This window comes from uncultured Ruegeria sp. (genome assembly GCF_947500045.1).
In the GTDB taxonomy this organism is placed as follows: domain Bacteria; phylum Pseudomonadota; class Alphaproteobacteria; order Rhodobacterales; family Rhodobacteraceae; genus Ruegeria.
The window spans coordinates 355190-373791 of the sequence record NZ_CANMQQ010000004.1 but is presented as its reverse complement, the minus strand read 5'-3'; the positions used below and the strand labels follow the sequence as shown (position 1 = coordinate 373791).

The window sequence follows — 18602 nt, the reverse complement described above, 5'->3', positions numbered from 1 at the left end:
AATGTTTGCTCAACGATCAAACCTCGTCAGGCTCATAACCTGAAAGCCAAACGCTCAAACCCTACTCCCAAACCGAACACAGTCGAACAATGTGTCGAACAAGCCGCCACTGGACTACCTTGGAGGCCCCCTTACTGCTAGGCGCTGAATCCGGGGTGGGATGCAACGCTTACAATTGGCTCAGAGTTGCAGCAGGTTAAAATACTGATGAACCAAGGCATGTCTCCATACTCCTGTTTCAAGCACGCTCCTCAAATTGACTGCTCACGACATATTGACAAAATTAACGTAAAAATGACGATCAACGTATATGTGTCGTCAAGATAACCCCTGCGAACCGGACAAATCGTGCGCCATACTTAAAGAAACAAAGTGTGGAGGCATATCTTGAGCTGGAATATTTGCGTAGTCGGCGCAGGCAAGATTGGTCAGATGATCGCGACCCTGTTGAAAACTTCGACTCACTATTCGGTAACCGTTGCGGATCATGATCTTGCAGCCCTGTCCGCCTTCAACAAGCGGGGAATTTCCACGCGGCAGATTGATGCCCGCGATAGCACCAATCTGGAACAGGGCCTCAAGGGGTTTGATGCTGTTATCTCGGCTGCTCCATTTTTTCTGACGCCTGCGATCGCGCGTGCGGCCAAGGCTTCTGGTGCGCACTATTTTGATCTGACCGAGGACGTTGCCGCGACAAATGCCGTGCGCGAGATGGCGGAAAACAGTGATACGGCGTTTATGCCTCAATGTGGGTTGGCCCCCGGATTTGTTGGAATTGCAGGCGCTGCATTGGCCGCAGAATTTGATGAACTAGACAGCTTGCACATGCGGGTCGGGGCGCTGCCGCTCTATCCGACAAACGCCTTGAAATACAACCTCACCTGGTCAACAGACGGCCTGATCAACGAATATTGCAATCCCTGTGATGCCATCGTGAACGCTGAGCGGGTAAAGACTGCGCCGCTCGAAGATTATGAGCTGATCGGCCATGACGGTGTGGAGTATGAATGTTTCAACACGTCGGGTGGGCTAGGTACGCTGCCAGAAACGCTTGGGGGCAAGGCGCGGGCTGTATCGTATCGGTCAATTCGATATCCCGGACATCGCGATATTCTTCGGCTGTTGCTGAATGATCTGGGTTTGGAACGTCGTCGCGACCTGTTGAAAGAGATTTTTGAAACAGCGTTGCCGCGCACTGACCAAGACGTGGTGCTTGTCTACTGCACCGCCAAGGGGATGATTGATGGCGCGTTGCGCGAGAAATCCCTGATCAACAAGTCCTTTGCCCGCACCATCGATGGGCAGGTTTGGAGCGCTATCCAAATCACCACCGCAGCCGGAGTGCTGGGTGTCGTCGATCTGATGCGGACGGGTGCGCTGCCGTCCAAGGGCTTTGTCCGACAAGAACAAGTGAAGCTTGTTGATTTCCGGAGCACTGAATTTGGCCGGCTCTATCGCGCCGGTGATGTCACCGAACAGAACAAGGCGGCCTGAGGTATGAAAGACGTTGTGATGACTGCAGAAAACACTCTTGCGAAACTGGATCTGACGGTTGCGGACCTGACTGGCGGAACTTTGCGCGTGACCTCTCCCATTGATGGCAGCGTGCTGGCCGAGGTGCATGAGACGCCCGTCGAAGCCATGGACGCAATCTTTGTGCGTGCCAAGGCCGCATTCAAAGCCTGGCGGGTTGTGCCCGCACCACGCCGGGGCGAGCTTATCCGCCTGTTGGGAGAAGAACTGCGTTCGGCCAAGGATGATCTGGGGGCGCTGGTCAGCTGGGAAGCGGGCAAGATCACCTCGGAAGGGTTGGGCGAAGTGCAGGAGATGATCGATATCTGCGACTTTGCCGTGGGTCTGTCGCGCCAGCTATATGGCCTGACGATTGCATCTGAGCGTCCCGGTCATCGGATGATGGAAACATGGCATCCGACGGGGCCAGTCGGTGTGATCTCGGCCTTCAACTTCCCGGTGGCGGTCTGGTCATGGAACGCAGCGCTGGCGCTTGTCTGCGGTGATCCGGTGATCTGGAAACCGTCCGAGAAAACACCTTTGACCGCGATGGCGTGTCAGAAGATCTTTGAGCGCGCTTTAGCTCGGTTCGGCGATGCGCCCGAGGGTCTGTTGCAGACCCTGATCGGAGGCGCGGCCCTGGGTGAGACGCTGGTCGCCAGCGAGGATGTACCGCTCATCTCAGCCACCGGTTCGACCCGGATGGGGCGCGCGGTTGCGCCGATCGTGGCACAGCGCTTTGGCAAGTGCATACTGGAACTTGGCGGCAACAACGCAATGATTGTTGGTCCTTCGGCGGATCTGGAAATGGCGGTGCGGGCAATTGTGTTTTCAGCGGTCGGTACGGCGGGACAACGCTGCACCACGCTGCGCCGTCTGATCGTTCATAACTCTATCCGTGAAGAACTGGTGAGCCGTCTGACAAAAGCCTATGCCGGGCTGCCTATCGGTAATCCGCTGATCGACGGAACTCTGATCGGTCCGCTGGTGGATGAAGCCTCGGGTGCTGCAATGACAGCGGCGCTCAATTCGGCTGAGGCCGAAGGTGGGACTGTATTTGGCGGCCAGCGTGTGACTGACGGCGTTCCGGGTGGCGTCTATATGGAGCCCGCCATCGTCGAGATGCCAAGCCAGACCGCAACGGTGAAAACGGAAACTTTTGCTCCTATCCTGTATGTCATGGGATATGACGAATTCGCCGAGGCGCTGGAAATCCAAAATGATGTCCCGCAGGGCCTGTCATCCTGCGTCTTCACTTTGAACATGCGCGAGGCGGAACAGTTCCTGACCGCAGCCGGGTCAGATTGCGGGATCGCAAACGTCAATATCGGTCCGTCGGGGGCCGAGATCGGCGGTGCGTTCGGCGGTGAAAAGGAAACCGGCGGCGGGCGCGAAAGCGGCTCGGACGCGTGGAAGGCCTATATGCGCCGTCAGACCAACACGGTGAACTACTCGGCTGAATTGCCACTGGCGCAGGGTGTCAAATTCGACATCTAATTCTGCAGACCCGGCGATGTTCCAATATATCGCCGGGTTTCAATCTGCAAAAAGGTAATCCAGCTGCATCACGGATTTGGCCTTTTCAGGGGCAATATCCAGAAATTCCGCGATTGCGTCTTCGTTGACTGAACGATCGGCAGCCTCGCGTAGATGGAACAACCCATCGTTTTGGGTGTCGCGGATCAATTCAGCTTCATAAGCCAAGGCGTTCCGCAGGGTAGGAAGTAGCCGAATAACAGATTCGGCTGCGCTGTTCTGACCGGCCAGTCCGACGCGACGGGCGTGTCCGGCAAGATATTCGTCAGAGTAATCGCATTCGATTTCCAAGACCCGCGTCTTAGCCTGATCGGCACAGAAATCTTGAATGACGTCCAGATTTGCCGGATCAATGCACAAAACCAATTTGTCGCTATTGAAATGATCAAACAGCAGTCGCGCGACCGCGCGACGATGACGAGTCCGCTTGGTTAGCGTTGATTCGATGCCACCCAGATCTGGAAGCGGCGTGTCCCGCTCATCATACAAGTATTCGATACAGGGAATACTGGTTTCCGAGGCGATCTGATCAATCAGCCGTTTGGCTACGTGCCATTTTTTGCAAACAATCAGATATACCTCGCGTTCAGGTCCCAGCGTGTTCCCAGCCTCCCAGAACCGTTGTGCGAACCGCCGCCCGACACGTCCACGGCTGGTCAGGAAGTGGTATAGATTGCGCCCTTCGCCAGAAATGCTGAACTCGATTCCCTCGTTTGCATATAGCTGCCCCAGACGTTCCTTCAGTTCAAACGCTTCGGGGCTGATTTTGCGCGCGAAGAGATAATTCTGACCCAACAGCATGTCATAATGGTCGTTGTAGAAGGTGACCGGCATGCCGTAGTCGGAAAACATCAGGAAAGTCAGCGTCCGGTTCTCGATCTCTTGCTTTGGGATCAGGTGACGAACGAGAGTTTGAAAGAAGGTCTCATCCGGAATCCAGGTCGTCGCGAAAAACCGGATCACATCTCGGCGCTGGCGCAGGAATTCCAGGATCATCTCAACGGTGCGACGGCGCAGGCACCACCATTGGCTGCCGATCATGATCTGTAGATCTGCCGGGATATCACGCGTAAGGCCAAGACGCTTTTGCATCTCGTAGGCGGTGTAGAAAAGGCGCGGTTGATTGCGTTCGTTGAAATAGTGGCGATAGATCAGACGGTCTTCTTTCATACCGGTCTTGATCCAGTTGCTTTCAAAGAAGTCATGGCTTTCGATGAAATCCATGTCGTTCTCATCAAGAAAGCTGTGCACATACTCGGCGGTCTTGATCGCCATGCAATCGCCAGACAACATGTAGAAATGGGTGGCTCTGGGGAACTGATCCACTGCCGCTTGAAGCGCATGCAGCGTAGCCTGGACCAGGGACCATGCGCCCCACCCGCATTTGATACGCTTCTTTGCAAAAGTGACGTTGGGATTGTCGCTCAGGGTCTTACGTATATGCGCATAGTCCGCGTCATTAGCGCGCGCATCAAAATGGATCGCCATGCAATCGCCGGCGGCTGTCAACTGTCCAGCCTGAGCAATGATTGCTTCAGGGTCTTTGTGACACAGCAAGATATAGGCGATCTTTGCCATTTGCGTTTCGTAATTCCCCGTTTCTGCCCATTTGCAACCGTGATACTGAGGATGAGCGATTGAATAAACAGAATATTTTTGGTTCTTTGAGCCAATAAGCCAGAGTATCAACGTGATAACTGGCGAAGGAGGCACGGCCGATGGGTTTTCCCGGAACATGGATGACCGAAAGTCAAAGCATGGTCTACCGTGTTGTGCCGAAATGCGCCTGTTCGACCATTGGACAGATCATGTATTTTTCGGATCATGGTCGGTTTTTTGATGGTGACATTCATGACGCCAAGGACGGGATGCACAAGTGGGCCTTTAACGCCAGCCAGGATCCGATTGCCAGAAATGTTCAATCGCATGGATCGTACACTTTCACCTGTGTGCGCAATCCTTATACGCGCATCCTCAGTTCGTTTTTCGACAAGATCTGCGGTATTCAACGTAACGGTAAGCGCTATCGCGGAAATCTGGTGCCGACGCTGATTTACAACTATGGCATCGAAGTCGGCGGCGATGACGGTAAAGGCGAGTTTGACCAAATCGCAAGTTTCCGTCGTTTCCTTTTATTCGCCCGAGACACGATCCGTTGGCGGCGTCCGATGGACCCGGACATCCACTGGTCCGCTATGTCTGGCCATGTCTCGACCCTGATTGCGAATGGTGGTCGGTATGATCGGATATTCTGGACCGAAAAATTCAATGACGGCATGCAAGATGTGCTGGAACATCTGGATACCGCGCATCCCGTTATCCTGACCGATATCCCGCGCTTCAACGAGTCCGAGGGTCATGGACCTAAACGTGCACATCCGGTTGAGGATTATTTTGACGACCTGTCGATGCATCTGGTCTATGAAATCTACAAACAGGATTTTGAACTGTTCAAATACGATTTCGAGAATCCGGCGAACAAGATGCCAATCGCCGAGATTGATCTGAACGAAATCCACGCAAAACTGGGTGATTAAAGCCCACCCAGAAGCTGCCGCCCATCGTCAACGTCTCTGACGAGACGCCTCCTCTGGTTGGGCCCGGCGCAGCGCAAAGCGTGGCGCCGGGCCCAAGTCCGCAAGGGGGTATTGGCGAAGCCGATGGCCCGCGCGGGCGCGGGAGAACTCCCCAATAGGCAGGATCAAACCTGTCGTACTGCGCCTTTTGCGGCACTGGTCGCAAGTTTGGCATATGCCTTAAGTGCCGTCGAAACTTTGCGTTTACGCGGCTCTGCGGGCTGCCAGCCTTTTTCATCCTGTATCTCGCGCCGGGCCGCGAGATCTTCGTCAGACACCGCGAGGTGAATGGTGCGGTTGGGGATGTCGATTTCGATCTTGTCGCCGGTTTGCACCAGACCGATCTCACCGCCTTCGGCGGCTTCAGGTGAAACATGGCCGATCGACAAACCCGACGTTCCCCCCGAGAACCGCCCGTCGGTCAGCAAGGCGCAGGCCTTGCCCAGTCCTTTGGATTTCAGATACGAAGTAGGATAAAGCATCTCTTGCATCCCGGGGCCGCCGCGTGGCCCCTCGTAGCGGATCACCACCACGTCGCCTTCCTTGACCTTGCCGGTCAAGATGTCGCTCACCGCCTGATCCTGGCTTTCGCAGACATAGGCCGAACCGGTGAATTTCAGGATGTTCTCGTCCACACCGGCAGTTTTTACGATGCAGCCATCTCGGGCTATGTTGCCGAACAGCACCGCCAGACCGCCATCCTGACTGAACGCGTGTTCTTTCGAGCGGATTACGCCACCTTCGCGGTCGGTATCCAGTTCCTTATAGCGGTTCGACTGGCTGAAGGCCTGCGTAGTGCGCACGCCTCCGGGCGCTGCCTTGAACAAATCCTGCGCCTTGGGATTGTTGGCAATCTTGATGTCCCAGTTGGCGATCGCCTCACCCATCGTACCTGAATGCACCGTATTGCAGCCTTCGTGCAGCAGGCTCGCGCGGCTAAGCTCGCCGAGGATGGAGAAGATGCCCCCTGCGCGGTGGACGTCCTCCATATGCACGTTCTCGGTGTTCGGAGCGACTTTGCACAAGCAGGGCACCTTGCGGCTGAGGCGGTCCATATCGGACATGGTGAAATCAACCTCGCCCTCATGTGCGATGGCTAGCAGGTGCAGCACAGTGTTCGTTGACCCACCCATCGCGATATCCAGACTCATCGCGTTCTCGAAGGCATCGAAGGTGGCGATTTCGCGGGGCAGGAATCCCTTTTCGTCCAGATCGTAGTGCCGCTTGGTAATCTCGACGATCCGGCGACCGGCCTCAAGGAACAGCTCTTTTCGGTCCGCGTGGGTCGCCAATGTCGAACCATTGCCCGGCAGGGCCAAACCCAGCGCCTCGGCCAGACAGTTCATCGAGTTCGCGGTGAACATGCCGGAACAGGATCCACAGGTGGGGCAGGCATTTTCTTCGATATGCTGGACCTGTTCGTCAGTGAACTTGTCGTCAGCAGCAGCGACCATCGCATCCACAAGGTCGATCTTCTTGGCGTCCAGATCGGCGATATCGATTTTGCCAGCCTCCATCGGTCCGCCCGAGACGAAGATCGCGGGGATATTCAGGCGCATTGCGGCCATCAGCATGCCGGGGGTGATCTTGTCGCAGTTCGAAATACAGACCATCGCATCTGCGCAATGGGCATTGACCATGTATTCCACCGAATCCGCGATCACTTCACGCGATGGCAGGGAATACAGCATGCCGTCATGGCCCATGGCGATGCCGTCATCCACAGCGATAGTGTTGAACTCTTTCGCGACACCGCCTGCGGCCTCAACCTCGCGCGCGACCATCTGGCCCAGGTCCTTCAGGTGGACGTGACCGGGCACAAACTGGGTAAACGAGTTCACGATGGCGATGATCGGTTTGCCAAAATCATCGTCGCCCATTCCAGTGGCGCGCCACAGGCCACGAGCACCGGCCATGTTTCGGCCATGGGTTGAGGTTCTGGATCGGTACAATGGCATGATGCTGTTTCCCTATTACCCAAGCTGCGATATTGGGTGTGTACGTTATAGCGCACGTATCATATGTACGTTATAACGCACAAGACAAATCGCAAGGCCTGGGTATGGATTCGGACGAACTAACACTGAAACTCAGGGATGTTCGCGCAGCGTCAGGGCTGAGCCTGTCCAAGGTGGCCGAACTTACCGGGGTTAGCAAAGCCATGCTGGGTCAGATTGAGCGCGGCGAATCAAGCCCGACGATCGCGACCTTGTGGAAGATCGCAAAAGGCTTCCAGCTTCCGCTAAGCGCTTTGATCGGTACCGCTGCAATGCGCAATACAAAGGATACCGGCGTATTTAGCACTGTAACTTTCCCGGGCAGCATCGAGGTCAAGATTGTCTTCCCCTTTGATCCCGCGTTGGGGGCCGAAACATTTCACGTAGATCTGTCGCCGAATCAAAGCCATGAATCGCCCGCCCATGCAGCAGGCGTGACCGAAGAGGTTTTTGTACTGAACGGAACGCTGGACGTCCTGCGCAATGGAAACTGGGTTCCACTGCAAGCCGGTCAGGGGTTGCGGTTCGCCGCTGACGTGCCACACGGGTACCGCGCCGGTGATCTGGGCGCGGCCTTCCTCAACATGCACCACTACTCGCAATCGGCCGAGATTTTGGAACAGGACCGAACACTTCAATGACCGCATTTTTTGACAACCTGACAGTCGTCGATGCCATCGGTTCCTTCGGGGCATTGATCGTGGTTGCGGCTTATTTTGCCACCCAGATGCGAATGATGAACTCGGATGATCTGGCTTTTCCGGTGGTGAACCTGATCGGCTCGGTTCTGATCGTGTTTTCGTTGATGCAGAACTTCAATCTGGCGTCGATGCTGATCGAAGGGTTCTGGATTATCATCAGCGTCATCGGGATCATTCAGTATTTTCGCCTGCGTCGGGTGCAGTAAATCCAGAACGACTTGGGCGCTAGCGCTATCCAGCCTTGAACCAGCATCCCACCAAGTATAGGGAAAACCCAAGCTCGCTTAGGGGAGGCTTTGATGCAGGACGATCCAAAAACCCTTGTTTCTACCGAATGGCTTGCCGCTCATCTCAAGGATCCGGATTTACGGATTCTGGACGGGTCTTGGTATTTGCCGCAGCAAGCGCGGGATGCGAAGGCAGAATATGACGCGGCCCATATCCCGGGCGCACGCTTCTTCGATATTGATGAGATTTCAGACCATCGCTCGGACCTGCCGCATATGGCACCTCCGGTCGAGAAATTCATGTCCCGCCTGCGGGCCATGGGCGTTGGCGATGGCCATCAGGTAGTGGTCTATGACGGCGCCGGGCTGATGTCAGCGGCTCGCGTCTGGTGGATGTTCCGCCTGATGGGTCAGGAAAACATCGCTGTACTGGATGGTGGTTTTCCGAAATGGCAGGCTGAAGGGCGCGAGATCGAGGACCTGCCGCCGGTGATACGGGATCGTCATATGACTGTTCGGGTGCAAAACCATCTGGTTCGCGATGTTACGCAGGTCTCAGCCGCGGCCAAGCTGAATGATCATGAGATCATCGATGCCCGCGCAGCTGCCCGTTTTGCGGGGGCCGAGGCCGAACCGCGTGAGGGTCTGCGTTCGGGCCATATCCCCGGCTCGCGCAATGTGCCTTTTGGAATGCTGCTGAACAAGAACGGCACGATGAAATCGCCCAACGATTGCCGAGCAGTGTTCGAGGCCGCAGGCGTGGATTTGTCAAAGCCTGCCATAACATCTTGCGGGTCTGGCGTGACCGCCGCGATCCTCAGCCTTGCGTTGGAACGCATCGGAAAAAAAGACCATTCGCTTTATGACGGCTCCTGGGCTGAATGGGGTGCCTTCCCGACCCTGCCCGTCGCAACCGGAGAGAACTGATGTTCGAGAACCTTAAACCGCAGCCTGCTGACAAGATTTTGGCTCTGATGCAGATGTACCGCGAAGACCCGCGCGATCAGAAGATCGATCTGGGCGTAGGTGTCTACAAGAATGCCAAAGGCATAACCCCGGTGATGCGCGCGGTGAAGGCTGCCGAAAAGCGTATTCTCGAAGAGCAAGAGAGCAAGGCCTATACAGGTCTGGCGGGTGACCCGGCTTTTGCGGATGCAATGATCGGCCTGATCCTCGGGAATGCTGTGCCTCGCGCCAATATTGCGGCCGTCGCCACCCCCGGCGGCACCGGCGCGTGCCGTCAGGCGTTCGAGATGATCCGCATGGCCAATCCCTCGGCCCGTGTTTTTGTGTCGAACCCGACCTGGCCGAACCACCTGTCGATTCTGAATTATCTGGGGATCGAGACGGTCCAGTATCGTTATTTTGATGGCGAAACCCGTGGCGTCGATTTTGACGGCATGATCGAGGACCTGAAAACTGCCAATGCGGGTGATGTGGTTCTGCTGCACGGCTGCTGTCACAACCCAACGGGTGCCAACCTGAACATCGTGCAGTGGCAGGAGGTTGTGAACCTGATCAACACCCGCGGCCTCGTTGCGATGATCGACATCGCCTATCAAGGCTTTGGCGACGGTCTGGAGGAGGATGCGCAAGCGGTCCGCCTGGTGGCCTCGTCGGTCAAGCGTTGCCTAATTGCGGCGTCTTGTTCGAAGAATTTCGGCGTTTACCGCGAACGTACCGGCCTGCTGATGGCGATCAGCGACGATGCGGCGCAGACGGCGCTGAACCAGTCCACGTTGGCGTTTCTGAACCGCCAGAACTATTCGTTCCCGCCTGATCATGGTGCTCGTGTTGTTACGACGATCCTGAATGACGATGCCCTGCGCGCCGACTGGGCGACTGAATTGGAAGAGGTTCGGCTGTCCATGCTGGGTCTGCGTCAGCAATTGGCTGACGAATTGCAACGCCTTAGCGGATCGGATCGTTTCGGCTTTGTCGCGCAACACCGCGGCATGTTCTCGCGCCTTGGCGCGGCCCCGGAACTGGTCGAGAAGCTGCGCGTGGATCACGGCATATACATGGTGGGCGACAGCCGCCTAAACATCGCCGGATTGAACGCAACAACCGTGCCAATTTTGGCGCAGGCCATCATCGACGTTGGGGTGTAACGTCGCCCCCTGAACTCAGGCCAACCCAGCAAAGCGACGCAATATGTTGGCCCCAATCCCCAATATAGATCAGCATCTTGGGGGATTGGGGCGACTACGGTGGACTAGACGACGCGCTTGTATATTGGGTTTGCAAGATGCACGAGCGTTCAACCAGTTACTTTTGAGCAGTCTATGGAATTCAGGCGTTTCAAGTCCGATCAACTCGTTGACTTTCAGGTCTTTGGTGAACGGCGTTCAGGTACAAATTTTCTTTCTGCCCTCCTGGCAGAGACGTTTGAGCTGGACGAAACCTTTTCCTACGGCTGGAAGCACGGCGTACCTGTCATGCCCTGTATCCAATCTAGCAGCCTAATCGCCGTTATTGTTCGTAATCCCCTTGATTGGGTTCTGAGCATGCATGCCCGGCCATTCGCAAGCCCGGCGATGACGGATCTGTCGTTTTCCGAGTTTATCCGAACGCCTTGGCAGTCGAACTACAGGCCCGGCGTACTTGGTCGCGTGAAGTTCGGACTTCGGGGATTTCCGGTGGCGCGGAACACACCACTTCAATACGACCGGCATCCCATTGAAGGGCGATGTTTTTCGAACGTATTCGAATTGCGCACGATCAAAATGAAAGCCCATATTGAATTTCTTGAGCGCGACGCCAATGTCGCTGTGGTGCGATACGAGGACCTCGCGGCCGATGCGGCCGGGTTTTTGAAGGCGATCTCGAAGACCTTCGATCTTCCGATAAAATCGAATGCCACCTTGCGCGTTGGCAGAGTTGGGCCAAAAACGGGGTCAAAGCGTTTGACGCCTGCAGATATCAGCAGTGAGGACATGTGTTTCATGAACGACCAATTGGAGCAGACATTTGAAATGCGGTTTAGCTATGATGAAGTGTTTAACCGATAATCGGCACGAAACTCTGAACAGGTTTGCTAATGAAAACTGGCCCTGCAATATGCAGGGCCAGCCAGTGTTTGAGGTTTTGGTGTAAGACTGATCCGGTGTGGATCCGATCGACGTCTATGGCTTAGCCCTTTGAGAACTCCGGATAGGCCTCCATACCAAGCTCAGCCATGTCGAGACCGTTGATCTCGTCCTCTTCGCTGACGCGGATGCCCACGGTTGCCTTCAGAACTGACCACAGGATCAGCGCGGCGACAAAGGTGAACACACCGTAGGCAATGATGCCGGTCAGCTGGGTGATCAGGCTAACCTCACCATAGAAGATCACGGCGATGGTGCCCCAGATACCGGCGAACAGGTGAACCGGTATCGCGCCAACAACGTCGTCGATCTTGAACTTGTCCAGCATTGGAACTGCGAAGACCACGATGATACCACCCACCGCACCAATCCAAAGTGCGCCAAACAGGGTCGGGGCCAGTGGCTCGGCGGTGATTGAAACCAGACCGGCCAGCGCGCCGTTCAGCACCATGGTGAGGTCCGGCTTTTTGTACAGAACCTGTGTCAGGATCAGGGCCGCGACTGCGCCCGACGCGGCGGCCATGTTGGTGTTGGCAAAGATGCGCGACACGTCAGATACGTCGCCCACAGTGCCCATCGCCAATTGCGAGCCGCCGTTAAAGCCGAACCAGCCGAGCCACAGGATAAACGTACCCAGCGTCGCCAGGGCCAGATTCGAACCGGGCATCGGGTGAACTTTGCCGTCTTTGTACTTGCCAATCCGCGGCCCAAGGATGATGGCACCAGCCAGAGCTGCCCAGCCACCGACCGAGTGCACAACAGTCGAACCGGCAAAATCCGAGAAACCGCGCGCGTCAAGCCAGCCACCGCCCCATTTCCACGAACCAGAAATCGGATATAGAATACCTGTCAGGACGACCACGAAGGCAAGAAACGGCCACAGTTTGATCCGCTCAGCCACCGCGCCGGACACGATCGAAGCGGTCGCTGCAACAAAGACCAACTGGAAGAAGAAGTCCGAACCGATCGAGGCGTAGTCGAGTGCTGCATCTGTGGGTGCAACGCCTACCGGATCAAGCGTGGTGACCGAGAAGAACGGACCCAACCAGCCCGATATGGTCCAGCCATCACCGGGGTACATCAGGTTAAAGCCGATCAGCCAGTACATGATCGCCGCGATCGAAAACAACGCAATGTTCTTGATCATCTGCATCGCGACGTTCTTGGACCGTACCAGCCCGCCTTCGAGCATGGCAAAGCCTGCAGCCATGAAGAACACCAGAAACCCGCCCATCAGGAAGAGTAACGTGGTGAAGATGTACTGGGTATGCAACGCGGGTTCGCCTGTGGCGGCCTCTTGCGCAAGACTCATCTGCGGCAGCGCGACGATCGCTACGGCAGGGATGAGAGATTTCATCAGGTTCATGTGTTTTCCTCGAATGATTATGAGTGGGCGCGCCTTACAGCGCGTCTTCGTTGGTTTCCCCAGTCCGCACGCGCAGGGCCTGCTCGACATCGAGGACGAAAATCTTGCCATCACCGATCTTGCCGGTTTTGGCGGTTGTGGTGATGGTCTCGACGATCTGGTCGGCCATGGTGGCGGGCACCACGATCTCAAGCTTGATCTTGGGAACGAAATTCACGGCGTATTCGGCGCCGCGATAAATCTCGGTGTGACCAGATTGTGAGCCAAAGCCCTTGATCTCAGTCACCATCATGCCGCGCACGCCTGCGTTGGTGAGTGCCTCGCGCACCTCCTCAAGCTTGAACGGTTTGATTGTCGCAATGATCAGTTTCACATCTTTCCCCTCTGCTGCTCCGGGCAGGCCGGTTTCTTTTGCACCTGCAGAAAAAGAGCGCGGCGATCGGTGATAGGGAACGATTCCGAGGGGGTAGTCAGAGGAGAAAACCTAAAAAATTGCACATTTTTTGCACAAATTGCGCCCAGCGGTGAAAAAATAGGCGAGATTGCGAGGGGAAATACCGGAATTTCACACCTCTACATGGCCGTTCCGGCGGGGTATGGTGCCCCAAAAGCATAACGGGCAGAGTTTGAGCATGACTGAGTCCAAGCGCCGCAAACCGCGTCTTGTCGCGGACAAAAGGTACCCGTCCAAGGCCCGCAAGCCTGCGACGACCAAGCGGGCTGCAAAACCGGCGGGTAAGAAAGCAACGGTCCGCAAAGCCGCCCCACGCAAGACGGCGCGCAAGAAAACCCGTCGTAGTTCCGGCGGGAAGGGCGGTGGCATTTTCCGTCGCCTGTTCCGCTGGCTCTGGCGTTTGTTCTGGGGCATCACTTGGCGAGTTGGAGCGGTGGTCGGGCTGTTATTGGCGCTGGCTGTGGGCGTCGTCTACACGTCGTTACCGGATGTGGATGCCTTGCTGGATGGCCGCGCAAAGGGCTCGGTGACCCTGCTGGACCGGGATGGCAAGGTCTTTGCCTGGCGCGGTGATCAGTTCGGCGGGGTGATTACGGCAGATACGGTTTCACCACATCTGAAGAACGCGGTGATCGCCACAGAAGACAAGCGGTTCTACCGCCATTTTGGCGTCAGCCCGCGTGGCGTGGCCAGCGCGGTGCGCATCAACCTGAGTGAAGGGCGCGGGCCATTGTCGGGCCATGGCGGGTCGACCATCACGCAGCAGACGGCGAAACTGTTGTGCCTCGGCGTGCCGTACGAACCCAGTGAATGGGAATCCGAAAAAGCTTATGAGGACGATTGCCGCCAAGGCTCGCTTTGGCGCAAGGCGAAAGAGGCCGTCTATGCAATCGCGATGGAGGTGAAATACTCCAAGGATGAGGTCCTGACGATCTACCTGAACCGCACTTTCCTTGGTGCAGGTGCGCGCGGGTTTGAGGCCGCAAGCCAGCGCTATTTCGGAATCTCTGCAGCCGAAGTCAGCCCCGCTGAGGCGGCGATGCTGGCAGGGCTTCTCGTAGCCCCCTCGCGTTATGCGCCGACCAATAACCTGCAACGCTCTCAGGACCGGGCGCGGCTGGTGGTCGGGCTAATGGAGGCTCAGGGCTATCTGACCAGTGCGCAGGCGAGCGAAGCGCGCAGTCGTCCGGCCCAATTGTCCGAGGCTGCAGCTGCCCGTGCGGGTGGCTATTTCGCGGATTGGGTCATGGCCAGTGGCCCCGAGTTCTTTACCCGCAACACGACCGAGGACGTTGTGATCCGGACCACGCTGGATCCACGCATCCAGACCTCGGCGGAAGAGGCGCTGAAATTCATCTTTCAAGAGAAAGTGCGAGAAGGGTCTGAGGCGCAGGCCGCCATTGTGGTGATGTCCGCTGATGGCGCAGTGCGGGGTATGGTCGGGGGGCGCAAGACCCGTGTGTCGGGTGCGTTCAACCGCGCCACGCAGGCGCTGCGTCAGACGGGGTCGTCGTTCAAACCGTTTGTCTATGCGACTGCGTTGGAGCTGGGATACTCACCTTTGGACACGGTGATGGATGAACCGACCTGCTGGGATATCGCAGGGTCGGGGCAGTGGTGCCCGAAAAACTATACCCACAAGTTCTATGGTCGGGTGACGCTGGCAGACGCGCTGAAGAATTCACTGAACATCCCGGCGGTCAAAGTGGCCGATATCTCGGGTCTGGATAATGTCCGCACCGTTGCCAGTGGTTTCGGCCTTTCAAGTGATTTGGCTGAGGGGCTCGCGTTGGCGCTGGGCGCGTCGGAAAGCACGCTGATCGAGATGACAGGGGCTTATGCGGGTATCTTGAACGGTGGCTCAGCCGTGGAGCCTTATGGCCTGACCGAGCTGAAACTTCTGGGCGAGGCCGATCCTGTCATGGTTACAACAACAGGTATCGGCGAGCGGGTCATCAACGACAAGGCCGCCAAGCAACTGACTTGGATGATGGAGCGTGTGGTCTCAGAAGGCACAGGCGGTCGTGCGAAACTGCCGGGTTGGCAGGTGGCGGGTAAGACTGGCACGACTCAGGCCGCGCGGGATGCGTGGTTCATAGGGTTCACTGCGGACTACGTGACGGGCGTTTGGATGGGATATGACGACAACACTCCGTTGTCAGGCGTGACGGGCGGTGGGTTGCCGGCGGAGATCTGGAAAGAGACCATGTTGCGCGTCACCGAAGGATTGACGCCGACACCGTTACCAATGTTGGCGCCGGACCCACCGGTCAGGACCGCTCAGCCGCAGCAACAGCGCCGAAAGAAAGAGACCGGGTTGGACAAGGCGATCAACAACCTGCTGAATAACATCTTCGGAAACTGACAAACAAAAAAGGCGGTGCGCTGGGCACCGCCTTTGAAGTCTGAGAGATCGCGCGATCAGACGCTTTCGTCCAGCGCCGCCAGAATTGCATCACCCATTTCACTAGTCGAAACCGGCTGAACACCGTCTTCGGCCAGCAAGTCAGCTGTGCGGACGCCATCGGCCAAAACCTTCTCGATCGCTGCTTCCAGACGGCCCGCCTCGGCACCCTGATCGAAGCTGTAGCGAAGCGCCATGGCAAAGCTGAGAATACATGCAATTGGGTTGGCTTTGCCTTGGCCTGTGATATCCGGGGCCGAGCCGTGTACCGGTTCGTACATGGCCTTGGGGCGACCATTGGCCATCGGTGCGCCCAATGAGGCCGAAGGAAGCATGCCCAGAGACCCGGTCAGCATCGCGGCACAATCTGACAGGACATCGCCAAACAGGTTGTCGGTGACGATCACGTCAAACTGTTTGGGCGCGCGCACCAGCTGCATCGCACCGTTGTCGGCATACATATGCGACAGCTCAACCTCGGGATAATCCTGGCCCACACGGGTTACAACCTCACGCCACAGGATGCCCGACTCCATCACGTTGGCCTTTTCCATCGAGCACAATTTCTTATTCCGACGCATCGCCAGCTCAAACGCCGAACGCGCGGCGCGTTCGATCTCGGATTCGGTATAGCGCTGGGTATTGATACCCACGCGCTCGTTGCCTTCCTCAAAAATACCGCGCGGTTCGCCGAAATAGACGCCTGATGTCAGTTCGCGCACGATCATGATGTCGAGGCCCGCAACGACGTCTTTCTTCAACGATGAGAAATCGGCCAGTGCATCAAAACACTGGGCCGGGCGCAGGTTGGAATACAGGTCCATTTCCTTGCGCAGACGCAGCAACCCGCGTTCGGGTTTCAGGCTGAAATCCAAATCGTCATACTTGGGGCCGCCAACGGCACCCAGCAGAACGGCGTCAACCTCTTGCGCCTTGGCCATGGTTTCATCCGACAGCGGCTTGCCGTGGGCATCATAGGCCGCACCGCCCACCAGATCCTCGCTCACGTCAAATTGAAGACCGCGATTGGCGCCGAACCAATCAATGATTTTGCGCACTTCGGCCATAACTTCCGGGCCAATTCCGTCTCCGGGCAGGATGAGGAGCGAGGGGTTGGACATCGACAGTCTCCTTGCGTTTGGTTGCACAGGCCCTAGCGTCTGCTGCGCATCGGGTCAATGAGACGAACCCGCCAATTCACGAGGAAAACACATGCTGACACCCGGAAATCCGGCCCCATCGCTGAAAATCGAAACTGTGGGCCATGGGACGTTTGATCTTGAACGCGACACAGGCAAAAATGGCACGCTGGTGATTCAGTATCGCGGCCTGCACTGCCCGATCTGCATTCGCCAGATGGGCGAGGTCGAGGCGGCGTTGGATGATTTCGCCGAACTTGGGGTTGAGGTGATCATGATCACCACCGATACAGCCGAACGCGCCGCCGAAACGGTCGAAAAAGCCGGGGTATCGATGCTGCGCGTGGGTCACGGTCTGCCATTGGCCGAGGCGCGGGATGTCTGGGGGCTGAATATCTCGGAGGCGCGCGAAGGCAGTGCCGAACCGGCGCTGTTTGCCGAGCCGGGACATTTCTACATCGCCGCAGATCAGACGCTTTATTATGAATGGCAGCAAACAACGCCTTTCGCGCGGCCTGCCATGTCGGACATTGTCGGCGGGCTGAAGTTTACGCTGGCCAACAACTACCCGCCGCGCGGCGCTTACATCGGCGCGTTGTAATCTGTCGCGAAGGCATGCGTGAAGGCGGTGCGCAACCACTCGACGGTGACTTGTACCCGTTTGTAACCCACCGTGTCGGGATTGAGGTAGAGGTACAGGGCGCGGCTGAATTCGGGCCGCCCCTGACCGACGCGCACCAGATCGTCACGCCCTTCAGCCAGACACATGGGCAGCAGTCCCTTGCCCGCCCCGGCGGCGACGGCTGAGACCAGAACGCTGGCATCCGTCGCGGTCAGACGGATTGCCTCGGCCCCGTGGCTAAGGCGATCCATCGCGCGGGTGATGATCGGGCGGCTGGCCTCTTCATCGAAGAAGGCCACCCAATTGTCGGGGTCCGTCGTCAGTTTGGCCGCGCGATAAACCGCATAGGGCACTTGCCCCAGAGTGATTGTGTATTCCGCCGATTGGGGTGGCACCTCGAACCAGATTTGAACCGAGGCTTCGCCCGTCACCTTGGCCGCAGGCGTACGCGTTAGCAGCCGCAGGTCGAGGCCGGGATTTCGCCGTAGGAACCCATCCATACCAGCGCCTGCCAATTGTTGCATTGTCCACGCGTTCCCGATGATCCGCATGGTCCCCACCGCCCCGGATTGCGAGCGCGAAATATCGTCGGTCATGGAGTGGTAACAGGCCTCGATCTCTTCGGCGCGGTGAATGGCGATTGCGCCTGCCTCAGTGGCGACAAAACCCGATTTGGCGCGCACGAATAGAATAGTGCCCAGATCGCGTTCCAGCGCAGTTAACCTGCGCCCCATGGTGGTCGCGTCCACATCCAGCAAGTGCGCCGCCCCGGTCAATGAACCCGCGCGGCTGATTGCCAGCAATATCTTAAGATTGTCCCAGTTCATGACTAAGCACCTTAGATCAAAATCCTGCAAATATGCATGATCTTCATGCAGCTTGACGGCTTTTTGTCCAGATAATTCCACCCTAAAGTCGCGCCACCCATCAGTGTTCGGTCATTTCCGTTATTTCACAATGGGTTAGAAACACACCTCTT

The 18602-nt window shown here is 56.9% G+C and carries 16 protein-coding genes; 10 read left to right on the top strand and 6 right to left on the bottom strand.

Annotation, left to right across the window (positions count from 1 at the left end; translation table 11 throughout):
* Nucleotides 1–387 precede the first annotated feature (387 nt).
* Entirely contained in the window at nt 388–1494 is a 1107-nt protein-coding gene (locus Q1B46_RS10020; protein WP_299947547.1) for a saccharopine dehydrogenase NADP-binding domain-containing protein, read from the top strand.
* A 3-nt stretch (nt 1495–1497) separates the two neighbouring features.
* Nucleotides 1498–3009, top strand: a complete 1512-nt coding sequence (locus tag Q1B46_RS10015) for an aldehyde dehydrogenase family protein (protein WP_299947543.1) — start codon at nt 1498–1500, stop codon at nt 3007–3009.
* 39 nt (nt 3010–3048) lie between these two features.
* Here the strand turns inward: Q1B46_RS10015 and Q1B46_RS10010 are convergent, their stop codons facing one another.
* Complete coding sequence (locus tag Q1B46_RS10010; RefSeq protein WP_299947541.1) at nt 3049–4626, bottom strand: DUF5928 domain-containing protein; 1578 nt, start codon at nt 4624–4626, stop codon at nt 3049–3051.
* Nucleotides 4627–4766: 140 nt separating this feature from the next.
* On the opposite strand from Q1B46_RS10010, the gene Q1B46_RS10005 reads away from it, so the two are divergent.
* A complete protein-coding gene (locus Q1B46_RS10005; protein ID WP_299947539.1) occupies nt 4767–5585 on the top strand; it encodes a sulfotransferase family protein in 819 nt (272 codons plus the stop codon).
* 164 nt (nt 5586–5749) lie between these two features.
* Here the strand turns inward: Q1B46_RS10005 and ilvD are convergent, their stop codons facing one another.
* Nucleotides 5750–7582, bottom strand: coding sequence for a dihydroxy-acid dehydratase (gene ilvD, locus Q1B46_RS10000; protein WP_299662293.1), 1833 nt, complete (start codon nt 7580–7582; stop codon nt 5750–5752).
* Between the two features lie 104 nt (nt 7583–7686).
* On the opposite strand from ilvD, the gene Q1B46_RS09995 reads away from it, so the two are divergent.
* From Q1B46_RS09995 to Q1B46_RS09975, 5 genes are all read left to right on the top strand, one after another.
* A complete protein-coding gene (locus Q1B46_RS09995; RefSeq protein ID WP_299947537.1) occupies nt 7687–8262 on the top strand; it encodes an XRE family transcriptional regulator in 576 nt (191 codons plus the stop codon).
* A complete protein-coding gene (locus Q1B46_RS09990) occupies nt 8259–8528 on the top strand; it encodes a hypothetical protein (protein WP_299947534.1) in 270 nt (89 codons plus the stop codon). Before Q1B46_RS09995 ends, Q1B46_RS09990 begins: the two co-directional genes overlap by 4 nt.
* Nucleotides 8529–8621: 93 nt before the next feature.
* Complete coding sequence (gene sseA, locus Q1B46_RS09985) at nt 8622–9476, top strand: 3-mercaptopyruvate sulfurtransferase (protein WP_299662302.1); 855 nt, start codon at nt 8622–8624, stop codon at nt 9474–9476.
* Nucleotides 9476–10660, top strand: coding sequence for an amino acid aminotransferase (locus Q1B46_RS09980; protein ID WP_299947531.1), 1185 nt, complete (start codon nt 9476–9478; stop codon nt 10658–10660). The genes sseA and Q1B46_RS09980 overlap by 1 nt, the downstream gene beginning before the upstream one ends.
* Before the next feature lie 174 nt (nt 10661–10834).
* Nucleotides 10835–11560, top strand: a complete 726-nt coding sequence (locus Q1B46_RS09975; RefSeq protein ID WP_299947529.1) for a hypothetical protein — start codon at nt 10835–10837, stop codon at nt 11558–11560.
* A gap of 121 nt (nt 11561–11681) precedes the next feature.
* Here the strand turns inward: Q1B46_RS09975 and Q1B46_RS09970 are convergent, their stop codons facing one another.
* The gene (locus Q1B46_RS09970) at nt 11682–13004 is read right to left on the bottom strand and encodes an ammonium transporter (RefSeq protein ID WP_299947527.1); all 1323 of its coding nucleotides are present in this window, start codon (nt 13002–13004) and stop codon (nt 11682–11684) included.
* Between the two features lie 34 nt (nt 13005–13038).
* On the bottom strand, nt 13039–13377 hold the full coding sequence (locus Q1B46_RS09965; RefSeq protein WP_170675441.1) for a P-II family nitrogen regulator: 339 nt from the start codon (nt 13375–13377) through the stop codon (nt 13039–13041).
* A gap of 259 nt (nt 13378–13636) precedes the next feature.
* Here Q1B46_RS09965 and Q1B46_RS09960 point away from each other — a divergent pair, with 259 nt between their 5' ends.
* Nucleotides 13637–15823: a transglycosylase domain-containing protein gene (locus Q1B46_RS09960; protein ID WP_299947524.1), complete on the top strand. Its 2187-nt coding sequence runs from the start codon at nt 13637–13639 to the stop codon at nt 15821–15823.
* Between the two features lie 56 nt (nt 15824–15879).
* Here the strand turns inward: Q1B46_RS09960 and leuB are convergent, their stop codons facing one another.
* Nucleotides 15880–16983, bottom strand: coding sequence for a 3-isopropylmalate dehydrogenase (gene leuB / locus Q1B46_RS09955; RefSeq protein ID WP_299662317.1), 1104 nt, complete (start codon nt 16981–16983; stop codon nt 15880–15882).
* A gap of 91 nt (nt 16984–17074) precedes the next feature.
* Between leuB and Q1B46_RS09950 the strand changes: the two genes are divergently transcribed.
* Nucleotides 17075–17602 carry a redoxin domain-containing protein gene (locus tag Q1B46_RS09950; protein WP_299947522.1) on the top strand — a complete coding sequence of 176 codons (528 nt, stop codon included), beginning with the start codon at nt 17075–17077 and terminating at the stop codon, nt 17600–17602.
* On the opposite strand, the gene Q1B46_RS09945 is transcribed toward Q1B46_RS09950, so the two are convergent.
* Entirely contained in the window at nt 17584–18450 is an 867-nt protein-coding gene (locus Q1B46_RS09945) for a LysR family transcriptional regulator (RefSeq protein ID WP_299947520.1), read from the bottom strand. The two genes, Q1B46_RS09950 and Q1B46_RS09945, sit on opposite strands and share 19 nt — an antisense overlap.
* Between the last annotated feature and the right edge of the window lie 152 nt (nt 18451–18602).

What these genes read in the sequence shown, in the direction of transcription:
- leuB (WP_299662317.1), bottom strand. Translation starts at nt 16,983, where the DNA reads ATGTCCAACCCCTCGCTCCTCATCCTGCCCGGAGACGGAATTGGCCCG.
- Q1B46_RS09975 (WP_299947529.1), top strand. Translation starts at nt 10,835, where the DNA reads ATGGAATTCAGGCGTTTCAAGTCCGATCAACTCGTTGACTTTCAGGTC.
- sseA (WP_299662302.1), top strand. Translation starts at nt 8,622, where the DNA reads ATGCAGGACGATCCAAAAACCCTTGTTTCTACCGAATGGCTTGCCGCT.
- Q1B46_RS10005 (WP_299947539.1), top strand. Translation starts at nt 4,767, where the DNA reads ATGGGTTTTCCCGGAACATGGATGACCGAAAGTCAAAGCATGGTCTAC.
- Q1B46_RS09950 (WP_299947522.1), top strand. Translation starts at nt 17,075, where the DNA reads ATGCTGACACCCGGAAATCCGGCCCCATCGCTGAAAATCGAAACTGTG.
- Q1B46_RS09970 (WP_299947527.1), bottom strand. Translation starts at nt 13,004, where the DNA reads ATGAACCTGATGAAATCTCTCATCCCTGCCGTAGCGATCGTCGCGCTG.
- Q1B46_RS10015 (WP_299947543.1), top strand. Translation starts at nt 1,498, where the DNA reads ATGAAAGACGTTGTGATGACTGCAGAAAACACTCTTGCGAAACTGGAT.
- Q1B46_RS09995 (WP_299947537.1), top strand. Translation starts at nt 7,687, where the DNA reads ATGGATTCGGACGAACTAACACTGAAACTCAGGGATGTTCGCGCAGCG.
- Q1B46_RS09945 (WP_299947520.1), bottom strand. Translation starts at nt 18,450, where the DNA reads ATGAACTGGGACAATCTTAAGATATTGCTGGCAATCAGCCGCGCGGGT.
- ilvD (WP_299662293.1), bottom strand. Translation starts at nt 7,582, where the DNA reads ATGCCATTGTACCGATCCAGAACCTCAACCCATGGCCGAAACATGGCC.
- Q1B46_RS09960 (WP_299947524.1), top strand. Translation starts at nt 13,637, where the DNA reads ATGACTGAGTCCAAGCGCCGCAAACCGCGTCTTGTCGCGGACAAAAGG.
- Q1B46_RS09990 (WP_299947534.1), top strand. Translation starts at nt 8,259, where the DNA reads ATGACCGCATTTTTTGACAACCTGACAGTCGTCGATGCCATCGGTTCC.
- Q1B46_RS09980 (WP_299947531.1), top strand. Translation starts at nt 9,476, where the DNA reads ATGTTCGAGAACCTTAAACCGCAGCCTGCTGACAAGATTTTGGCTCTG.
- Q1B46_RS10010 (WP_299947541.1), bottom strand. Translation starts at nt 4,626, where the DNA reads ATGGCAAAGATCGCCTATATCTTGCTGTGTCACAAAGACCCTGAAGCA.